At 65.9% G+C, this 15,803-nt stretch carries 15 protein-coding genes; all 15 read right to left on the bottom strand.

Annotated features, from left to right (window positions below; genetic code table 11):
* Positions 1-249: 249 nt before the first annotated feature.
* The 15 genes from BUS42_RS17745 to BUS42_RS17815 all read right to left on the bottom strand — a co-directional run bounded on the left by BUS42_RS17745 (position 250) and on the right by BUS42_RS17815 (position 15,786).
* A complete protein-coding gene (locus tag BUS42_RS17745) occupies positions 250-1,167 on the bottom strand; it encodes a P-loop NTPase (protein ID WP_074308395.1) in 918 nt (305 codons plus the stop codon).
* A 95-nt stretch (positions 1,168-1,262) separates the two neighbouring features.
* Positions 1,263-1,475, bottom strand: a complete 213-nt coding sequence (locus BUS42_RS17750) for a hypothetical protein (RefSeq protein WP_074308397.1) — start codon at positions 1,473-1,475, stop codon at positions 1,263-1,265.
* A gap of 33 nt (positions 1,476-1,508) precedes the next feature.
* Entirely contained in the window at positions 1,509-2,615 is a 1,107-nt protein-coding gene (locus tag BUS42_RS17755; RefSeq protein WP_074308398.1) for a flagellar biosynthesis protein FlhF, read from the bottom strand.
* A 144-nt stretch (positions 2,616-2,759) separates the two neighbouring features.
* Entirely contained in the window at positions 2,760-4,844 is a 2,085-nt protein-coding gene (locus BUS42_RS17760; protein ID WP_254053587.1) for a flagellar biosynthesis protein FlhA, read from the bottom strand.
* Positions 4,845-5,476: 632 nt separating this feature from the next.
* Positions 5,477-5,728: a hypothetical protein gene (locus BUS42_RS17765; RefSeq protein ID WP_074308401.1), complete on the bottom strand. Its 252-nt coding sequence runs from the start codon at positions 5,726-5,728 to the stop codon at positions 5,477-5,479.
* Positions 5,729-5,980: 252 nt separating this feature from the next.
* Positions 5,981-7,018 (bottom strand): EscU/YscU/HrcU family type III secretion system export apparatus switch protein, encoded by a 1,038-nt coding sequence (locus BUS42_RS17770; RefSeq protein WP_074308403.1) that lies wholly within the window; start codon positions 7,016-7,018, stop codon positions 5,981-5,983.
* A 4-nt stretch (positions 7,019-7,022) separates the two neighbouring features.
* Positions 7,023-7,781: a flagellar biosynthetic protein FliR gene (locus BUS42_RS17775; RefSeq protein ID WP_143206361.1), complete on the bottom strand. Its 759-nt coding sequence runs from the start codon at positions 7,779-7,781 to the stop codon at positions 7,023-7,025.
* A gap of 47 nt (positions 7,782-7,828) precedes the next feature.
* Positions 7,829-8,095, bottom strand: coding sequence for a flagellar biosynthetic protein FliQ (locus BUS42_RS17780; RefSeq protein ID WP_074308406.1), 267 nt, complete (start codon positions 8,093-8,095; stop codon positions 7,829-7,831).
* Between the two features lie 82 nt (positions 8,096-8,177).
* Positions 8,178-9,110: a flagellar type III secretion system pore protein FliP gene (locus BUS42_RS17785; protein WP_074308408.1), complete on the bottom strand. Its 933-nt coding sequence runs from the start codon at positions 9,108-9,110 to the stop codon at positions 8,178-8,180.
* Positions 9,107-9,694: a FliO/MopB family protein gene (locus tag BUS42_RS17790; protein WP_074311180.1), complete on the bottom strand. Its 588-nt coding sequence runs from the start codon at positions 9,692-9,694 to the stop codon at positions 9,107-9,109. The genes BUS42_RS17785 and BUS42_RS17790 overlap by 4 nt, the downstream gene beginning before the upstream one ends.
* Before the next feature lie 144 nt (positions 9,695-9,838).
* Positions 9,839-10,147, bottom strand: coding sequence for a FliG C-terminal domain-containing protein (locus BUS42_RS17795; RefSeq protein ID WP_020467705.1), 309 nt, complete (start codon positions 10,145-10,147; stop codon positions 9,839-9,841).
* Positions 10,140-10,742 carry a FliG C-terminal domain-containing protein gene (locus BUS42_RS17800; protein WP_074308409.1) on the bottom strand — a complete coding sequence of 201 codons (603 nt, stop codon included), beginning with the start codon at positions 10,740-10,742 and terminating at the stop codon, positions 10,140-10,142. Before BUS42_RS17800 ends, BUS42_RS17795 begins: the two co-directional genes overlap by 8 nt.
* Positions 10,739-12,304 carry a flagellar biosynthesis/type III secretory pathway lipoprotein gene (locus tag BUS42_RS17805; RefSeq protein ID WP_254053757.1) on the bottom strand — a complete coding sequence of 522 codons (1,566 nt, stop codon included), beginning with the start codon at positions 12,302-12,304 and terminating at the stop codon, positions 10,739-10,741. The genes BUS42_RS17800 and BUS42_RS17805 overlap by 4 nt, the downstream gene beginning before the upstream one ends.
* 432 nt (positions 12,305-12,736) lie before the next feature.
* Entirely contained in the window at positions 12,737-13,312 is a 576-nt protein-coding gene (locus BUS42_RS17810; RefSeq protein WP_074308410.1) for a hypothetical protein, read from the bottom strand.
* Between the two features lie 623 nt (positions 13,313-13,935).
* Complete coding sequence (locus BUS42_RS17815; RefSeq protein ID WP_254053588.1) at positions 13,936-15,786, bottom strand: ArnT family glycosyltransferase; 1,851 nt, start codon at positions 15,784-15,786, stop codon at positions 13,936-13,938.
* Positions 15,787-15,803: the final 17 nt, after the last annotated feature.

A 15,803-nucleotide genomic window follows, 5' to 3' on the forward strand; every position in this document is an offset into this window, starting at 1 on the left:
TGTGCATCGAGTGAGACAGTGAGCCGGGCTGCGGTCGCGGCATCGCGAGAGCACAGCCAAGATCCTCGATCGAGAGTCTCGAGAACCCGTCCCACCCCATGACCCTTCACGGTCCAAGGAACCGGATCTATCTTACTTATCGTCCAATCGACAGAATCAGCTTGAGCGTCATCGTCGAAACTTTCTTCATAATCCGCTCGGCCGCACGGTCGGAGTTCCGGCCCGTCGCCTTCGGGAAACGAACCGGTCTCAGCGGGCCACCCGGCTCAAAGCCCAGCGCGCCGCCAAGGCGGAAAAGAATCCAGGACGGAGGCTCCTGGGCTGATGCTCTTCGATCAGGTCGCGTGCCAACCGACGTACTCCTCGTGAGGCAATCGAGCCGGGGTAAGCGAGCACGAACGGCCGACGCATGCGAACAGCCAGAGGGACGTGAGGGTCGGACCGGACGTGACCGAGCCCCGTCACCACCGTCCCCAGGAACTGCCGGCTCGACGCGCTGAGGCGGGACTGGACGTCCGAGGCCTCGGCCGACGAGACGGCCTGATTGATCACGGTCCGCAGTCGCGACGGTCCCGCCAGCCGGCGGAACCGGCCAATGACAGCGTGCGCATCGGCCACGGAGGTGGGCTCGGGGGTCGTGACGATGACGACCTGCTCGGCCGCCGCCGCCAAGGTCGCGATCCCCGGGCCAAGACCCGAGCCGGCGTCGACCAGGAGGAAATCGGCGCCCGCCTCGAGCTCCGCCAGTTCGGCGACGAGCCGGGCCGGGCCGTCACCGAGGACGTCGAGTAGAGTCCGCATCCCGTGCGCTCCGGGGACGATCCGGATCTCGCCCGGCCCCGCCATGACCGCGTCGGCCAGGGAGCAGTCGCCCGCCAGCACGTCGCCCAGGTCACTCGAAGGCGCCAGGCCGCACAAGAGGTCGATGTTCGCCAGCCCGAGGTCGGCGTCCACCAGGACCACCCGACGGCCGTACTCCCCCAGGGCGATCGCCAGGTTCAGCGCGAGGTTCGACGTCCCGACCCCCCCCTTGCCGCTGGTCAAGACCAGCGACCGGGTCCCCACCGGCGCCTCGAGGCTCCGACAAGGTTCGGGAGGCTCGGCCAGGGCCGTCGCCCCCGACCGCGCCTGGACTAACTGTCTCAGTCCATCAGCTTGATCGGACATGAATCCCTCAACGTTCCTCGATACGTGGACGACACCTACCCGGAAAGAGCCTGGCGACCGACGACGAGCCAGGGCCCGCCCTCCGTCGAACGTCTTCACTCAAGCGAGACCGACGGATGAGTCTTATCCGCGAAATTGTTGTTATAAAATTCCACTTGCTCCTCCATCGCCGCTCGCTTGTCTTTGTATTGAAAGTTTCCCTGACGGTCGCGAGTGCCGTCGAACTCAGCGCACCCCGCAAAGGTCAGACTGATCAGCGTCGCCAGCAACCCGAAGCTCCACCGTTCCGGCATCCGGATTCGATTCATGGGACCCTCGTGCTTGGAGCCGCGCCGTTCCGATCATGTCACCGCTTCATGTCCCAGAATCAACCGGGCGAGGCGCGTTCGGTTCGCCGGCTCGATGTCGTCGGGGACCGCCTGGCCGGTGGTCAGATAGCTCACCGGGCGGTCGGCCTGGCCGAGCACCGAGAGCACGCCGCCAAGTCCGTCGGCTTCGTCGAGCTTGGTCAGGATCAGGCGGTCGGCCTGAACCAAGGCGAACCGCTCGACGGCCGCACGCAGGCTCCGTTCACTCGCGGTGGCACTTAAAACCAAGTGGACCTCGTCGGGCTGGGCGGCGGCCAGGAAGTCAGCCAGCTCACGAATCTTGACCTCGTCACGCGGGCTCCGGCCCGCCGTGTCGATCAGCACGAGATCCACATCTCCGAGCTCGTCGATCGCCCGCCGCATCTCGCTCGGGGCGTTGGCCACGGCCAGGGGAAGACTGATGATCTCGGCATAAGTCCGCAACTGCTCGACCGCCGCGATCCGGTAGGTGTCGACCGTGACCAGGCCGGGCCGGAAGCCGTGTGCGAGCTTGAAGTTGGCCGCGAGCTTGGCGACCGTCGTCGTCTTACCGACCCCGGTCGGCCCCACCAGGGCCACGACCCGGCGGGTGCCGGAGACCGCGGCGATCGGAGGCGCGATCGGCACGCACGATTCGACCGCGTCGCACAGCGCGTCACGGACCATCTCGGGCCGGTGGACTTGTTCGGGTTCGAGCCGCTCGGCCACGTAGCGAACCAGGCGGCGGGCCAGCACCTCGGGCAACTCGGCTTCGAGCAACTGGGCGTAGGTCGGCACCAGCTCACTGGGCAAGTCGGGGAGCAGGTGATCGATCCGGCCGTGCTTGCTCAAGTCTTCCACCATCGCATGCAGGCGGCTCAACTGTTCGCCGAACTGGGCCTGGAGCGCTCCCGACGGCGAGGCGGTCGACTTGGGGACCGTCACCGACGCCGACGCGTCGCTCGAGGCGGTCACCTCAATGAGTTCACGAGACCCAAGCCCGAACAGGCGACGCCGGCGCACCTCGCGGGTGCCCAGGATCACGGCGCTACCGCCAAGATCCCGACGCACCTGGGCCAGGGCCTCCTTCATCGTTCCGGCTCGGTAGGTTCTGAAGCTCATGCCTACTCAATCCCCTTGGCTGTGACTCTTGACCAACTGCGACAAGCGAGTGGGTCGGACTAAGCTATGAATTTACGAGCGATTCGTCATCACCAAACTACTCAATTTCTTCATTTCCAGAGTTTTCGATGTTTCCTTAACTCCTCAATTGACCGTGACGGCCGTGGAGATCGACGTCAGGGCCGCCGGTTCCTCCTCGACCACGATGCCGAGCGTCTCGACGGGCGTGTCCCGAGGGATCTCGCGCTGGCTGAGGACGACGAGCCGCGGCAGATCCGCGCGGGTCAGGTCCTTGAGGACGGGCCGCGCTTCCGCCGACCCCAAGACAATCGGTGGCAGGTTGGCCTCGATCAACGGCCCCACCGCAAGAGCGACCGCCCTGACGACGCTTCGCGCCGCCTCGGCCCCGAGGACCGCGGCCGGCCTGGTGTCAGGCGGGACTCCGGCCGCCGCGAGCCGGGCGTCGAGCAGCCGCGACAGCGAGACCACGCGAAGCCGGCCATCGGTTCCTTTGTATTGTTCGGTGATCCGTCGCGCCAGGCCGCACCGGACGTGCTCGGTCAAGAGGTCGATATCCTTGACCCGCCCCGCATGCACCGCCACGGTCTCGAGGATCGTCTCCAGGTCGCGGATGCTCACCCGCTCTCGCAGGAGATTTTGAAGGACGCGTTGGAGCTCGCCAGCCCGCAACAAGCCCGGTACCACTTCATCGACCAGGGCCGGCGCGGTGGCTCGAGCCCGTTCGAGGAGCCGGCCCGTCTGCTCGCGAGTCATCAACTCGTCGGCATGTCCGAGCACGATCTCACCGAAGTGTCCGGCCAAGGCCGCCGACGCCTCGAGGATCCGACAGCCCGCCAGCTCGGCGACCTCACGGCCATCGGCATGAATCCAGACCGCCGGTTGCCCCGAGACCGGTTCCACACCGTCGCGGCCGTCGGGACGAGCGACCAGCCCAGCCGGAGGAACCGCCAAGAGCCGTCCCACGTAGGCGATCCCCTGCCCCACCACCGTCCCTCGAATCTTGAGCCGGTACTCGTGCGGCCCCAGACCGATCTCGTCGCGGATCCGCACTTGCGGCACGATCAAGCCGAGGTCGCGAGCGACCCGATGGCGAACCGTGCGGAGCCGGTCGAGCAGATCCCCACCGCGGGTCGGATCGGCCAGGGCGATCAGCCGATAGCCGATCTCCAACTCGAGCGGATCGACATGGAGCAAGTCCTCCATTCGGTCGGTGGCGTGCTCGGCCGCGGGCGCGGGCTCGTTAGCTTCGTCCGTTCCCGAGTCGTCGCTCTCAGCAACCTCCTCAGGCCGATTTCCCATCAGAAACGCACCGCCACCGAGGGCACCCGCCAATGCCAGAAGGGGAAGCTTGGGCAGCGGCGTCAGGGCCAGCAAGCCGAGGAAGGCCGCCGAGGTCGCCAGGACGCTCCGGTGGCCGAAGAGTTGGCCGACCACGTCTTTGCCCAGGTCCGTCTCCGACGACGACCGGGTCACGATCAAGCCCGCCGCCAGCGAGATCAGGAACGCGGGGATCTGGCTCACCAGCCCGTCGCCGATCGTCAGCTTGGTGTAGACGTTGATCGCTTCGGCCAGGGGCATCCCGTGGTTGACCATGCCCAGGAACAGACCGGCACCGATGTTGATCGCGATGATGATGACGCCCGCAACGGCATCACCCCGGACGAACTTGCCGGCACCGTCCATCGCTCCGAAGAAGTCCGCCTGGCGGTAGACCGTGTCCCGGCGTCGGTGAGCCTCATGCTGGTCGATCAAACCGGCGTGCAGGTCGGCGTCGATCGCCATCTGCCGTCCGGGCAAGCCGTCGAGCATGAACCGGGCGGCCACTTCACTGATGCGGGTGGCCCCCTTCGTAATCACGACGAACTGGATGACGACCAGGATGCCGAAGATAATCGCCCCGACCATCACCTGGTCCCGAGCGACGAATTCGCCGAACTCCCGAATCACGCCTCCCGCCGCGTCGAGACCGTCGGTTCCCCCCTTGGTGAGGATCAACCGGGTCGTCGCGACGTTGAGCACCAACCGGGTCAAAGTCGTGGTCAAGAGCAAGGTCGGGAAGACGCTGAATTCCTGCGGAGTCCGGATCGTCAAGGTGGTCAGGAGCACGAGTACCGCAAGCGTCAAGTTGGCCGCGAGCAGCAGGTCGAGCACCGCCGGTGGCACCGGCACCACGAAGACGAGGATCGCGCCTACGATCGTGACCGGCATGATCACGTCGGTAAGGCGAGACCACCCCGTGGCGTCAACTCTCGATGTTGGTGTGGGAGGCATCCCTTCCCCTCCACGACGTTAGTTAAAGGGTCAACGGCCAGGACCAGGTCCCGCGAAATCGCGGAGATGGCGAGCGTCCCTGCTCGACCCGTCCCCACGTTTTTTTACTCGCGTTTTCCCGCAATCCCGGGCCGATCGCACTCGGTTTTCAGCGACGGCAGCCATCGGGTGATGAGCCTCGGACGTGTGGCGGGACGATACCCCCGATCGGTCCGAGTGTCCAGACCGAAACAAGGCGAGCGGAGAGGATCCCCCCTGGGTCTGCCAGGAGGAGAAGGAAGTGAAAAATGCGGGGCCAGGCCCATCCGACAAGGTGGGAATCCAGGGCGAGTGAACTCACGCCTCCATGGAAGCCCCTCCCCCTCCTGGGACCGCGGGCGCCCCGGCCGCTCTTTCTTAATTAAAAAGAGAAGCAATGCGGGCGGGGCGCCCGCGGTCCCAGGAGGGGGAGGAGGGAAAAGCGCGGGATTGGTGACGCGAACGGGGCCAGGACGATCGTCCTGGCCCCGGGCAGAATGAACCGAAATACGGGGGTCCCGAACTGGGGTCACCCCATCCGCGTTCGAGTCCTACTTGGAACGGATCGACCTCCGCAGCCGCGAGAGGATGAGGACCAGCCCGGAGAAGGCGAGGACCAGCCATTCATCCTGCCTCAGAGCGCTCGAATCACCGGGCCTCAAATAGAGTGTCGCGGCCAGGCCGACCATGGTGAGCACCATCAAGAGGTCAATGGCGTGATCACGGTATCGCTCGTAGTCGTCCCAGCTTGCATGCCAGGTGGAAAACGTTCGACGCTCGCGCGGAGTTGACACCATTGCCATGGGTCAGTTCCTCCCATCGGCTCGTTAAATCTGAACAAGAGTTCAGGGAGCTCTGTTACCGAGTCACTCCCCTCAACCCTTTGTTCGACACAAATCGCGTCTTTGTTCGCGGAATTACCTGCAACGGCCTCAGATCATACTCGAATGATCGGATTTTGACCTAAGAGTCGGTCCGTCCCCCCTAAATTAATTAAGCTGCTGGCAAAGATGCGTTTTCCGTGTCATCAAAACTTCTTGACCAACTCAGCCTTGTTAACGTTCGAGCGGCGGGCGATCGGTGGGCCAGATCGAGGCCAGTTCCGCGAGCGCTTCGGCCGGGAGCGGGAGCGCGGGGGCGCGGCGGCCGATCAGGCGGCGGGCGAGGTCCGGGGCCGCGACCTGAGGGACCTTGGCCGCTTCGGCCGCCATCCGCAGGTGGAGCCCCGACGCCCCTTGAACCGCGGAGCGGAGCGAGACCGACCGGGGCGGCGGCCCTCCGGCCAGCACGAGGGTCAAGCCACTGGGGCCGGTTAGAATGAGCGAGGCCCCGGTCAGCAGCTCGGGCGAGTCGCCACGCCAGGCTTTGACGAGCCGCCGGCGCTTCGAGCGCAACGCGGGGTCTCCCTCGGCCGACCGCTGGTCCTCGCGGTGCTCTTCGGACGTCGTCCGCAAGAGATCCTCGTACCGCCGGTACTGGAGTGCGAAGTCAATCAAGCCGAGCACGAGAGTTGCGGTCGCCAGCCAGGTCGCCAACAGCCAGAGGGTGCCCCCCATGGCCCGGGCAAGGGCCGGTGGGTCCATCGCGGCGAACTTCTGGAAGTCGAGCCAGCCGAACCGGATCGACCAGGCGGCCACGGCCACGATCGCCACGGCTTTGAGCAACGACCAGACCCCACGGCCGCCCCGGCTGACGAACCCTTGGCCTTGCCCGAGCGTCCAGAGCCGCGTCGGGTCGGGCGCGAGCAGACCGGGCACCCAGAGTCCTTGCACCTGCGCCTGGTGAGCCCCGATCGCCGCCAGAACGAAGCTGCCAACCACGGGCAACAGTGGCCAGATGACCCCGAACGCAAGCTGGCGGAGCCGCGTGACCACCTCGGAAGGATCGGCGGCGATGATCGGCGTTCCCACCAGGGGCTCGCGCAAGAGCGCCACCAGAGCCGCCGAGATGTCGTTGCCCCAGAACCCGAGCATGACCACCGCCGCCAGCAGGCCGACCGAGCCGGTCAGCTCGGCGCTGTGCGCGACCTGGCCGCGCTCGCGGGCTTGCTGTCTTCGGAGCTTTGACGGCTCCTGGGTCCGGTCTTCCGACATCGAATCAACCCCCTCCGGGCCAGACGCCCCAGGCCACCGACAGGGTCGTGATCAGGGTGATCAAGCCAAGCCCGACCAGGAGCAGGCCGAGCGCCGAGCGGATCGGCAACGACAGGGTCACGAGTTGCAGCGAGGGGGCCGCACGGCCCAGCAAGCCCAGCGCCATCCCCGCCAGGCAGAGGGCCAGGGCCGGAGGCGCGGCGGCGCGAAGCGTCAAGGCGAGCGCCTGGCCCACCTGGCCGAACGCCTGATTCACGGTCTCGACCGAGAGGCTCGCGGTTCCGGCGGGCACCACCTGATAGCTCTCGATCAGCGCCTTGACCAGCACGACCGGGCCATCGAGCGCCAGGAAAGTCGCCAGGGCAAGCACGCCGTAGAGGTGGCCCAAGGGGGTCATCTCGTCCCCCACCTCGGGGTCAAACAGGGCCGCGGGGGAGAGCCCGGACTGGATGCCGACGATCTCGCCGGCCTGCCGCGCCCCTGCCACGATCAGGGCGGCCGACCAGCCGAGCGCGGCCCCAATCGCCGCCTCGGCCAGACAGACCCGGCCCAGATCGAGCCAACGGTCCGGAGCGGCGATCTCGCCGACCACCACCGGAACGATAATCCCCCCGAGAACGGCGACCAGGCCCAGGCGGAACCGCCAGTCCAGGCCGGACGTCGCCAGCGACGGCGCCGTCCAGGCCAGCCCGAGCACGCGCGCCAGGACCAGGGCCACCGCCCCACCATGCCCCAGAAGCCAGACCGCGTCGCTCGACATCATTGGGAACACAAGGCCCCGCCGGAAAGAAAAAAAAGGGGAGAGCGCGATCAAAGCATGCCGGGGATCGACTCGATCAAGCTGGTCTCAAACGAGACCCAGCGACCGAGCAGCCAGGGCAGGATCAAAAGAAAGGCGAGCATCACCGCCACCAGGCGCGGGACCATGCCCACCACCGGCTCGTGCAACTGGGTGAGCGTCTGGCCGATCCCGATCACCAGGCCGACCACCAGGGCCACTCCCAGGAGCGGCCCTCCCAGTTGCAGTGCAAGGCGAATCGCCTCGCGTGACCAGTCGATCACTTGTGTCAGATCCATCGACGGCCCCCGCCTCTTGGAGAATGGGCAAACCCCATCGGAATTCGATCCCACGTTGAGATAGGTCCAAGACGAGACATGTTCAAGTCGCAAAACTTTGCAAGAGCATCGTCGCGACCAGCAGCCATCCGTCGGCCAGCACGAACAGAATCAGTTTCAGAGGCATGGCGATCAGCGAGGGGGGAAGCATGAACAGGCCCATCGCCGCCAGCACCGACGAGACGACCAGGTCGATCACCAGGAACGGCAGGTAGATGTAGAAGCCGATCACGAGCGCGGTGGTCAGCTCGCTCAAGAGGAACGCCGGCGCCACCACCTGGAGCGGAAAATCCTCACCGCTGACCGGGTCGGGCTGGTTGGCCGATCCGGTGGTCGAGAGGTCGTAGAGTTGCCAGAGGTAATCCTGGTGGTTGGTTCGCTCGATCTGCTTGATCATGAAGGTCTTGATCGGCTTCGTGCCTGCATCCCAGGCCGCGGCCGCGGGCAAACGGCCCGAGGCGTAAGGCTCGATCCCGTTGACGTAAGTCACCTCGGCGACGGGCCGCATGACAAGCAGAGTGAGCAGCAGGGCCAAGGCGGAGAGGACCTGGTTGCCCGGCACCTGCGGGCTCCCGAGCGCCTGCCGCAAGAGGATCAGGACGATATTGATCCGAACGAACGCCGTGAACATCAACACGGCCGCCGGCAGCAGCATGATCAGGAGCGGAGCTGCCATCCTGAGGGCCGTCATGACCTGTACGGGCTCGGGAGGCGCTAGGGGATCGCCCGACGGAGCCGGAGCCGAGATCGAGGAGGCAACGCCCTTCACAGCCGAGCCGGCCCCTTCCAGGGGGAGGTCGGACGAGATCGGCGGCACCGGCCGGTTCGCCATGGCCGCCGTGGTTGTCGTCGGGGCCGTTGCAGGAGGAGGCGTGCCCAAACCGCGACCGACCGGCGGGGCGGCGCCGAGGGTCAGCAGCAACAGCGCGGTGGTGAACCCAACGGCCAGGGCCGGCTTGATTCGCCTTGTGTTCATTCGTCGTCTCCCACCCGGCAGTCGAACCGGCCGGCCGAGGAGCCTGGTCCGATCGGTACGGAGACGGTCGGGCCACTCCGCGAGGGCGTGGTCCGAAACGCGTCACGCTCGACGGGGTCGGTGAGCTCGCCGAGGAGCGATGGCGCCCCTTGCCCTCCGGTCCCGACGATCAAGACCCGATGGCCCACCTCAAGGAGGTAGACGGAATGTTTGGGAGAAAGCACCGTGCGACCGACCACGCGCATCGAACCGGTGCCGTTCCGCGCGGGGAGGTAGCGCTTCGAGGCCACGCTGATCCCGCCGCAGAGGGCCAGCGCCAGGGCGATTCCGCCGGTCCCGAGCCACCAACCGCTCGAACCTTCGGGGCCCTTCGCTCCGCGCCGACTGGTCGCGCCTCGGGGCGCGAACGGCTGGCGATCGGACGAGGCTGCGGATGTGGTCGTGGAAGAGGAAGCGGGGCGAATCGCGGCCGTGGGAGGGACGTGATCGGCCCGCGTCGGAGAGCAAAGAAACGCCGAGGCCAGCGGTCCTAAGACCACGATGGCCCCGGCGTAAATGTGGTGGCGAAGTTGCACGCTCGGCATCCGCAAATCCTTTGCGAACTGGCCCTGGGTCTGGCTCGCCCGAGAATCGTCGCGATTCCCCATCCTGGGTCGCTTCGAATGCTCACGGTTGAGTCCTCCCCACCCCACGAGGCCAACCTCGTGTGTGTGGGGGGTGGTCTCGACCTAGGCTACCATATCTTCAGGATCGTCAAAGGCGACTTGCCCGGCTCGACTGAGTCGACAGAGGGCGTCGACCAGAGCACGCTGGGCATTCTTCGCCGACTCGAACGAGACGGTCCCGTATGCGTTGATCTGGGCCTCGAGCTGAACCGCCGAGGAGGACGAGAGCTTGGTGAGCAGCAGCCGCCTCAGGCCAGGCGGAGTCCCCGCCATTGCCGAGAGGAGCTGCTCGGTAGAAACTTGGTCGAGGACCGCGCGTAGGTCGGATCCGTCAAGATCCCCCAGGTCTTCGAAGTCGACGAGGTCAGACAAGGATGGCCTCCTGACCGTTGGGGTCGGGAAGGGTGAGTCGTCCGTGGTCATGGAGACGTCGAAGCCGCTCGGCAACGTCCATCTGGGCGGCTTCGGCATCGTCGAGCCGAAAAGGGCCCAACTGATCCAAGGCCCGACTGAGTCCGCCGGCTGCAAGAGCCGACAGCGCTCGAAGGACCTTGGCGCGAACCGGGCGAGCCGCGCCACCCAGGGCCAAAGCCCAGGTCGTCACGTCCTCGTCGTGGTACGCCTCCCTGATGTCTGTATCGTCCATCTTGACCAAGTCTTCGAACACAAAGCGGAGTCTTCGCAAACCCAAGCCGTAAAATTCCTCAAGGACAGCCTGCTGTTCCGCCGGCGCAATCCGCTCGAGCCGTGCAATCTCCAAAGTCACCGCTTCGACGGCCGATCGATCGAGTTGTGCCAATAATTGCGAAGCGAGCGGTTGCTCCAAACTCACCAAAAGAATGGCCGCCTTGCGAATCGGGGCCGACTCGTCGCTGAGGTCCGCGTCCTGGTCATTGGAGCCCGCCGCGGCCACTCCCATGGCGGACGCTGAAGCCGGTGCTGCGCGAAGCGTTTCCAGGCGTGTCATGCCGCGTGTCCTCCCTGGCCGATCCAGCGATTCAGAACGCTTGCGGCGGCCTCGGGGTTATGCCGGATCAACTCACGGACCCGCTCCGAGGCGCCCGGGGTGGTCTCCGAAGCGGCGTCCACGGCAAACCGGATCCGCGCCGGCTCCGCCGCAACGGCCCGCCGCGGTCGCCTTGTCGCCAGCAGGCGAAGGCCGACGATCAGGAGCAGTCCGGCCACCCCTCCGCCCACTCCGGCCGGGATCCACCAGGAGGGGATCCGTCTCGTCTCGGGCACGGCGGGGGCGACCATCGGGTCTCGGATCACCACCTCATCGGGGATCGTGTCGACCATGAGCTCGAACGTCCCGGTGGGCACCACGTACCCCACGGCCGTTTTGATGGTCGTTTCGGTCCGTCCCTGGAGCGCCTGGAGATCCTCCTGGGACAGGTGGCGGCTGGGCAGTGCCTTGCGATAGTAGAAGCTGCGCGGGACTCGAACCCAGATCCGGGCGAACTCGGTCTCGACGGGCGTGTGCGGGTTGGCGGAGGGGGCCGGCTCAGTCGGAGGCGCCGGGGGCGATTCCGTGTCCAGCGGTTGATTCACTCCCACGCTTGGCTCGAGGGAGTGGCGCGGCGGCTCCGCGACGACCACCGGTTCCGGGGCGGGCGGGGCGACCATCTGAACGGTGACCCGCACGTCGTTGATCCAATCGAGTTGTTGCAAGATCTCCTGCTTGAGATCCTCTTCACGGGCCTGGGTCCGCGAGATCACATCAAGTGAGGGCTTGCTCGGATCAAGATATCGGTTCCCTTCCCGATCCATCACCGACACGGCATCCTCCTTCAGTTCGGGCTCGTTGCCCACCATGAAGGCCTTGATGCTCTGGACGGTCTTGGGGCCGATCTTCCGCGAGTCTTTGGTCTCGAGCATCACGAAGGCAGTCGTCGTCGTCGTGGGACGGCCCCCCGTCTTGGTGGGGGTCTTATAGATGTCCACCGACGCCGAGACGATCCCGTCGAGTTCGCCGATGAGGATCTCGAGGATTTCCGCCTTCGCTCGAAGCTCGCGCTGGTCTTTATCCTTGGGCAATTCCCAAGCTCTCGAGACGAGCAGGTCCTTGCGGATCTCGGAGATCGAGCGTGCGTTGATATCGAGTTTGGACAGGACGTCGGTGGCTTCTTCGTAGCGGTCGGTGGCCACACCGATCCGTCGGTCTTCGACGCTGTGCGGGATATGCGCCGCCTCGAGGGCGCGGGTGATCCGGGTGACGGCGTCGGACGGATACTGGCGGCCCTCGCCCAGGTTCTTGCCCGGCGAAGGGATGGCCGCGAAATAACCGAACCCGGCGATCGTGGCCACAATGCCGAGAACCGCGACCCAGCGCACGACGGGGCCTCGGGCCCAGACCGAGCGTTGGGCCACGGCCAGCCGGCTCAAGATCCGTTTGACCGTCGGGGCAACTGAGGGTGGACTCTCGGTCCGCATCGACTCTCCTCCGAGCGACTCGATCGCGTCGAGGTTCGGGCCCTTGGCGACCTCCACCGCGATGGAACAAGGACGGGTAAACCCGACCCGAACCATCACCCCGGGGAGATCCACCGGCCCGCCACGGCGCAACAACAAGCAGCGGGGACGGGGAAAGCGAATGGGATAGACCCGAACGGCCCACGAAACGAAGCGAACGAGTGGAACGAGTCCCCACGCCCCTTCACCAAGCGGCCGCTATCCCTTCCATGGGATCACGGAGTCTGTCGCATCCTGCGAGGGGAGTGTTATCCACAATCAGCCTGGTTTGTCAATCGCGTGTGGTCTGTCGAACGCATTGATGAAGCGCCGAGGATTCAACGTCCTCGCCCTCACGTTTTCAAAGGGCGTGCGACCCGCTTGGCGAACCTGCGCCGTTTCGAACGAAAAAAAAACGGCCGGCACATCCAGAGATGTGCCGGCCGCTGGGGTCTAAGACTCAATCGTTTGGACGACTGATCTCAGGAAGCAGTCGAGGCGAGAGCCAGCTCAGTTACCCGAGGGGGTCGAGAAGAGCAGGCTGCTCTGGGGGGCGTTGGCCGGAGCCGGGGGAGCCGGAGCCGGGGTGGGGGCGACTTCCGGGGCGGGCGGGGCTTCGTCGCTCGCCGGGGCCGGGGTCACAACCGAGGTCGCCTGGGGAGCAGCGTAGGCCTGGCCGCTACCGTAGGCCTGGGGGCTGCTGTAGCTCTGGGGGCTGGTGTAACCCTGGGGGCTGGCGTAACCCTGGCTCGAGGGGAAAACCGTCGGGCCGCAGGTGTCGCAGCTCGGGGTGCCGCAAGCGTTGCTCTTATGACCCCAAACCCGCTTCTTCTTCAGGACCCATTCGTAGCTGTAAACCTTGGGCTTGTGCAGGCCGCTGAACAGATTCTTCAGGCCGCAGCTCTTGGCGGGTGCACAGCCGGTGTCGCACTGAGCCGAGGCAACGACGGGAGCGTACTGGGGGCTGGGGGCCACACCCTGGGGCGAGGCAAGGCCGGTGTCGTGTCCGAACAGGCCCGCCTGGCTCACGCTACCGAAACCAAGGGCGAGGGCCAGACCGAGGCTCAAAGTCAAGGGCTTCAACATGGGAGACAGATCTCCTTAGCATTCGTTTCGATCAAGAGAAGGTGAATCCGGCCAGCCGGTCCACTCTTCGCTTTATTGTTTGGCCGAGTCACGGTATCTCCTGTCAGCGGGTTTTCCCGAACCCGAGGCCTTGCGGCCCAACCTTCCAGGCGATACCACCCATTTCGGTGCTCCCGAGTCCTCGCCGTGGCTAACCTTGGCGAGCCAACCTTTGTATCGTCATGCCAGGGTTCTCCCTTGAGGTCGCTTCGCGTTTTGTAGCAACGAGTTACGGCGATCATCCTTGACGATCGTCCCGGTCGGGCAATCCTGGCAATCTACAGAAACAGGTGGGGCCACCCATTCCGGATAATCCGATTTGTCGCGCCAGGCCTAGTTTTCCCAATACAGAAGGTTTGCCCGATTCGTACGGTCAGGGCGGTCATTCCCGGGTCCCTGACTTCGAAAAAAAACCGCCCGAGGGGCGTCGACATCGTCAACGCCCCTCGGGCAGCGGAGTTTGAACGGGTTAGGAAAAATAGGCTAACGACTCAGGGTTATCACTCGTGAGATTAAGGACCGGAGCCCGAGCGCCCCAGTGACACAGAGGGCTCGGCCTCTGCTCCGTACGAACGCAAACGGCCTTATCGTCGACGCGCCTCGTCGGGCTTGGTGGCGATGCCCGAGGGCTGGGTCGCGCGGAGCAGGACGAGTTCGTTGCGGACCAGGCCCTCCTCGATATAGGCCGGCGTCGCCAGGCCGGCCAGGGCCGGGGCGAACGAGTCATAAAGCTTCTTACGAATCAAGACGTAAGGAGACGTCCGGTCGGGGGAGGTCATCCACGCCACGAGCAGTTTCTTCTCGGCCTCTTGCCGCTTGAGCGGGTCGAGCTCGAGCTGCCCGTTGCGGAAATCGTTGTCGAGGTCGAACCCTTTGTTGTACCGGGGCTGGCTGCCCGGTACCGGGACCAGGGCACGGTCGCTCAGATAGAACCAGAGGCCCTCGTCGAGTTCCTCGAAGAACATGATCGTCCGCTCGCTCGGCGGCAGGATCTTCTGGAGTGAGGCGGCCAGGGCGCGGTGACTGCGTGCGGCATTATGTCGCGGAGCGATCGCGCCGTAGATGATCAGGACGCCGATCGCCCAGGCCCCGACCAACGGAGCCAGGGCTCCGGCGTCGGCCCCGCGCCGCCAGGCCCAGGCGCTCAGCACCACGCCGACCATGGCCACGACGGAGAAAACCGCGATCGGCGCAAAGTAGGGAGGAGCGACTTGCCTTGCGATCACAGGGGCGATGGCCGCCGCCACGAACATTCCCACCCAGTGCACCTGGAGGAACCGCCGGGCCCCCACTCGCTTCGACGCGAGGTCGCGGGCCGCTCGCGTGAGGCGAACCCACTCCACTCCCACCAGGAGCGCCACCCCCGGGAGACAAGGAAGATAGTAGTTCGGCTTGGCGACCGACCAGAGGCAGAACATCGCCAGGTTGCTGACCGCCCAGGACCAGGGGAACCAGATCCGCGGTCGATACTGTCGCCCTCGAGGCAGGAATGGCAACAGCAACCCCGTCGTCGCGAGCACGACCCAGGGCGCGGTCATCATCGGCCACTCGACGGCCAGGATCTCGTGGTGCCGGTGATGCGTGACCCCGGCTGTCCCCGCCTTCTGGCCCATCTCCAGATACCAGACCCGCGCGGCGAGCGGATCATTGAGCAAGACCGGCACCGGCCAGCTCAAGGCCAGCACCAGGAACACCAGGACGCCCCGCCAGTCGGTCAGAAGGCCAAGGCTCTCGCGGAATCGACCCGAGACCACCATGTAAGGGGCCAACGCCAAGGCGGCCAGGATCAGGATGATCGGGCCCTTGGTCAGAAACCCAAGTCCGAGCGCCGCGTAGAACAGCAAGTTCCAGTTTCGCCCCCCCACGGGCGACCCAACGGCCTCAACCTCAGCCTCGAGCCCCTCCGGGGCCGGGTCAGGGCTCTCGCCCATTTCCGGGGCATTCCCGTTCAGGCGCCGCCAGGCCGCGTACAGGGCGAGCGTCGTGAAGAAGGCGAGCGGCCCGTCGTTGCCCGCCTGCCGGAGCTCGCTGATGAAAAAGCCGATCGACGTAAGCACCAGGCCCGCCGAGAGACCGACCGCGCGGCCCCCGAGCCGGCAGCCCAGGCCGTAGACCAAGGCCACCGTCCCAATCGCCGCCAGGGCGCTGGGCAGGCGAACGATCCATTCGTCACGCCGGCCAGTCAAGGTGATCAACGACGCGATCGTCCAGCGCGGCAGCGGGGGCTTCTCGAGCCGGGGCCGCCCCTGGATCTGCGCGATCCGCCAGTGATTGTGGTCGACCGTGTCGAGCGCTTCGGCCGAGGCGCGTTGCTCCCGCTTGCCCCAGATGTCCACCGCGCCAAGGCAACCCAGGAATACCAAGCCCGCCAGGACGGCCAGCACGGCCTCCATTCCCCAGCGCTGAGTCCACCCCTTTATGGCCAACGTCGGCATCGTCCCCTCCCTGAGAA

The organism is Singulisphaera sp. GP187, assembly GCF_900129635.1.
Classification (GTDB): Bacteria; Planctomycetota; Planctomycetia; order Isosphaerales; family Isosphaeraceae; genus Singulisphaera.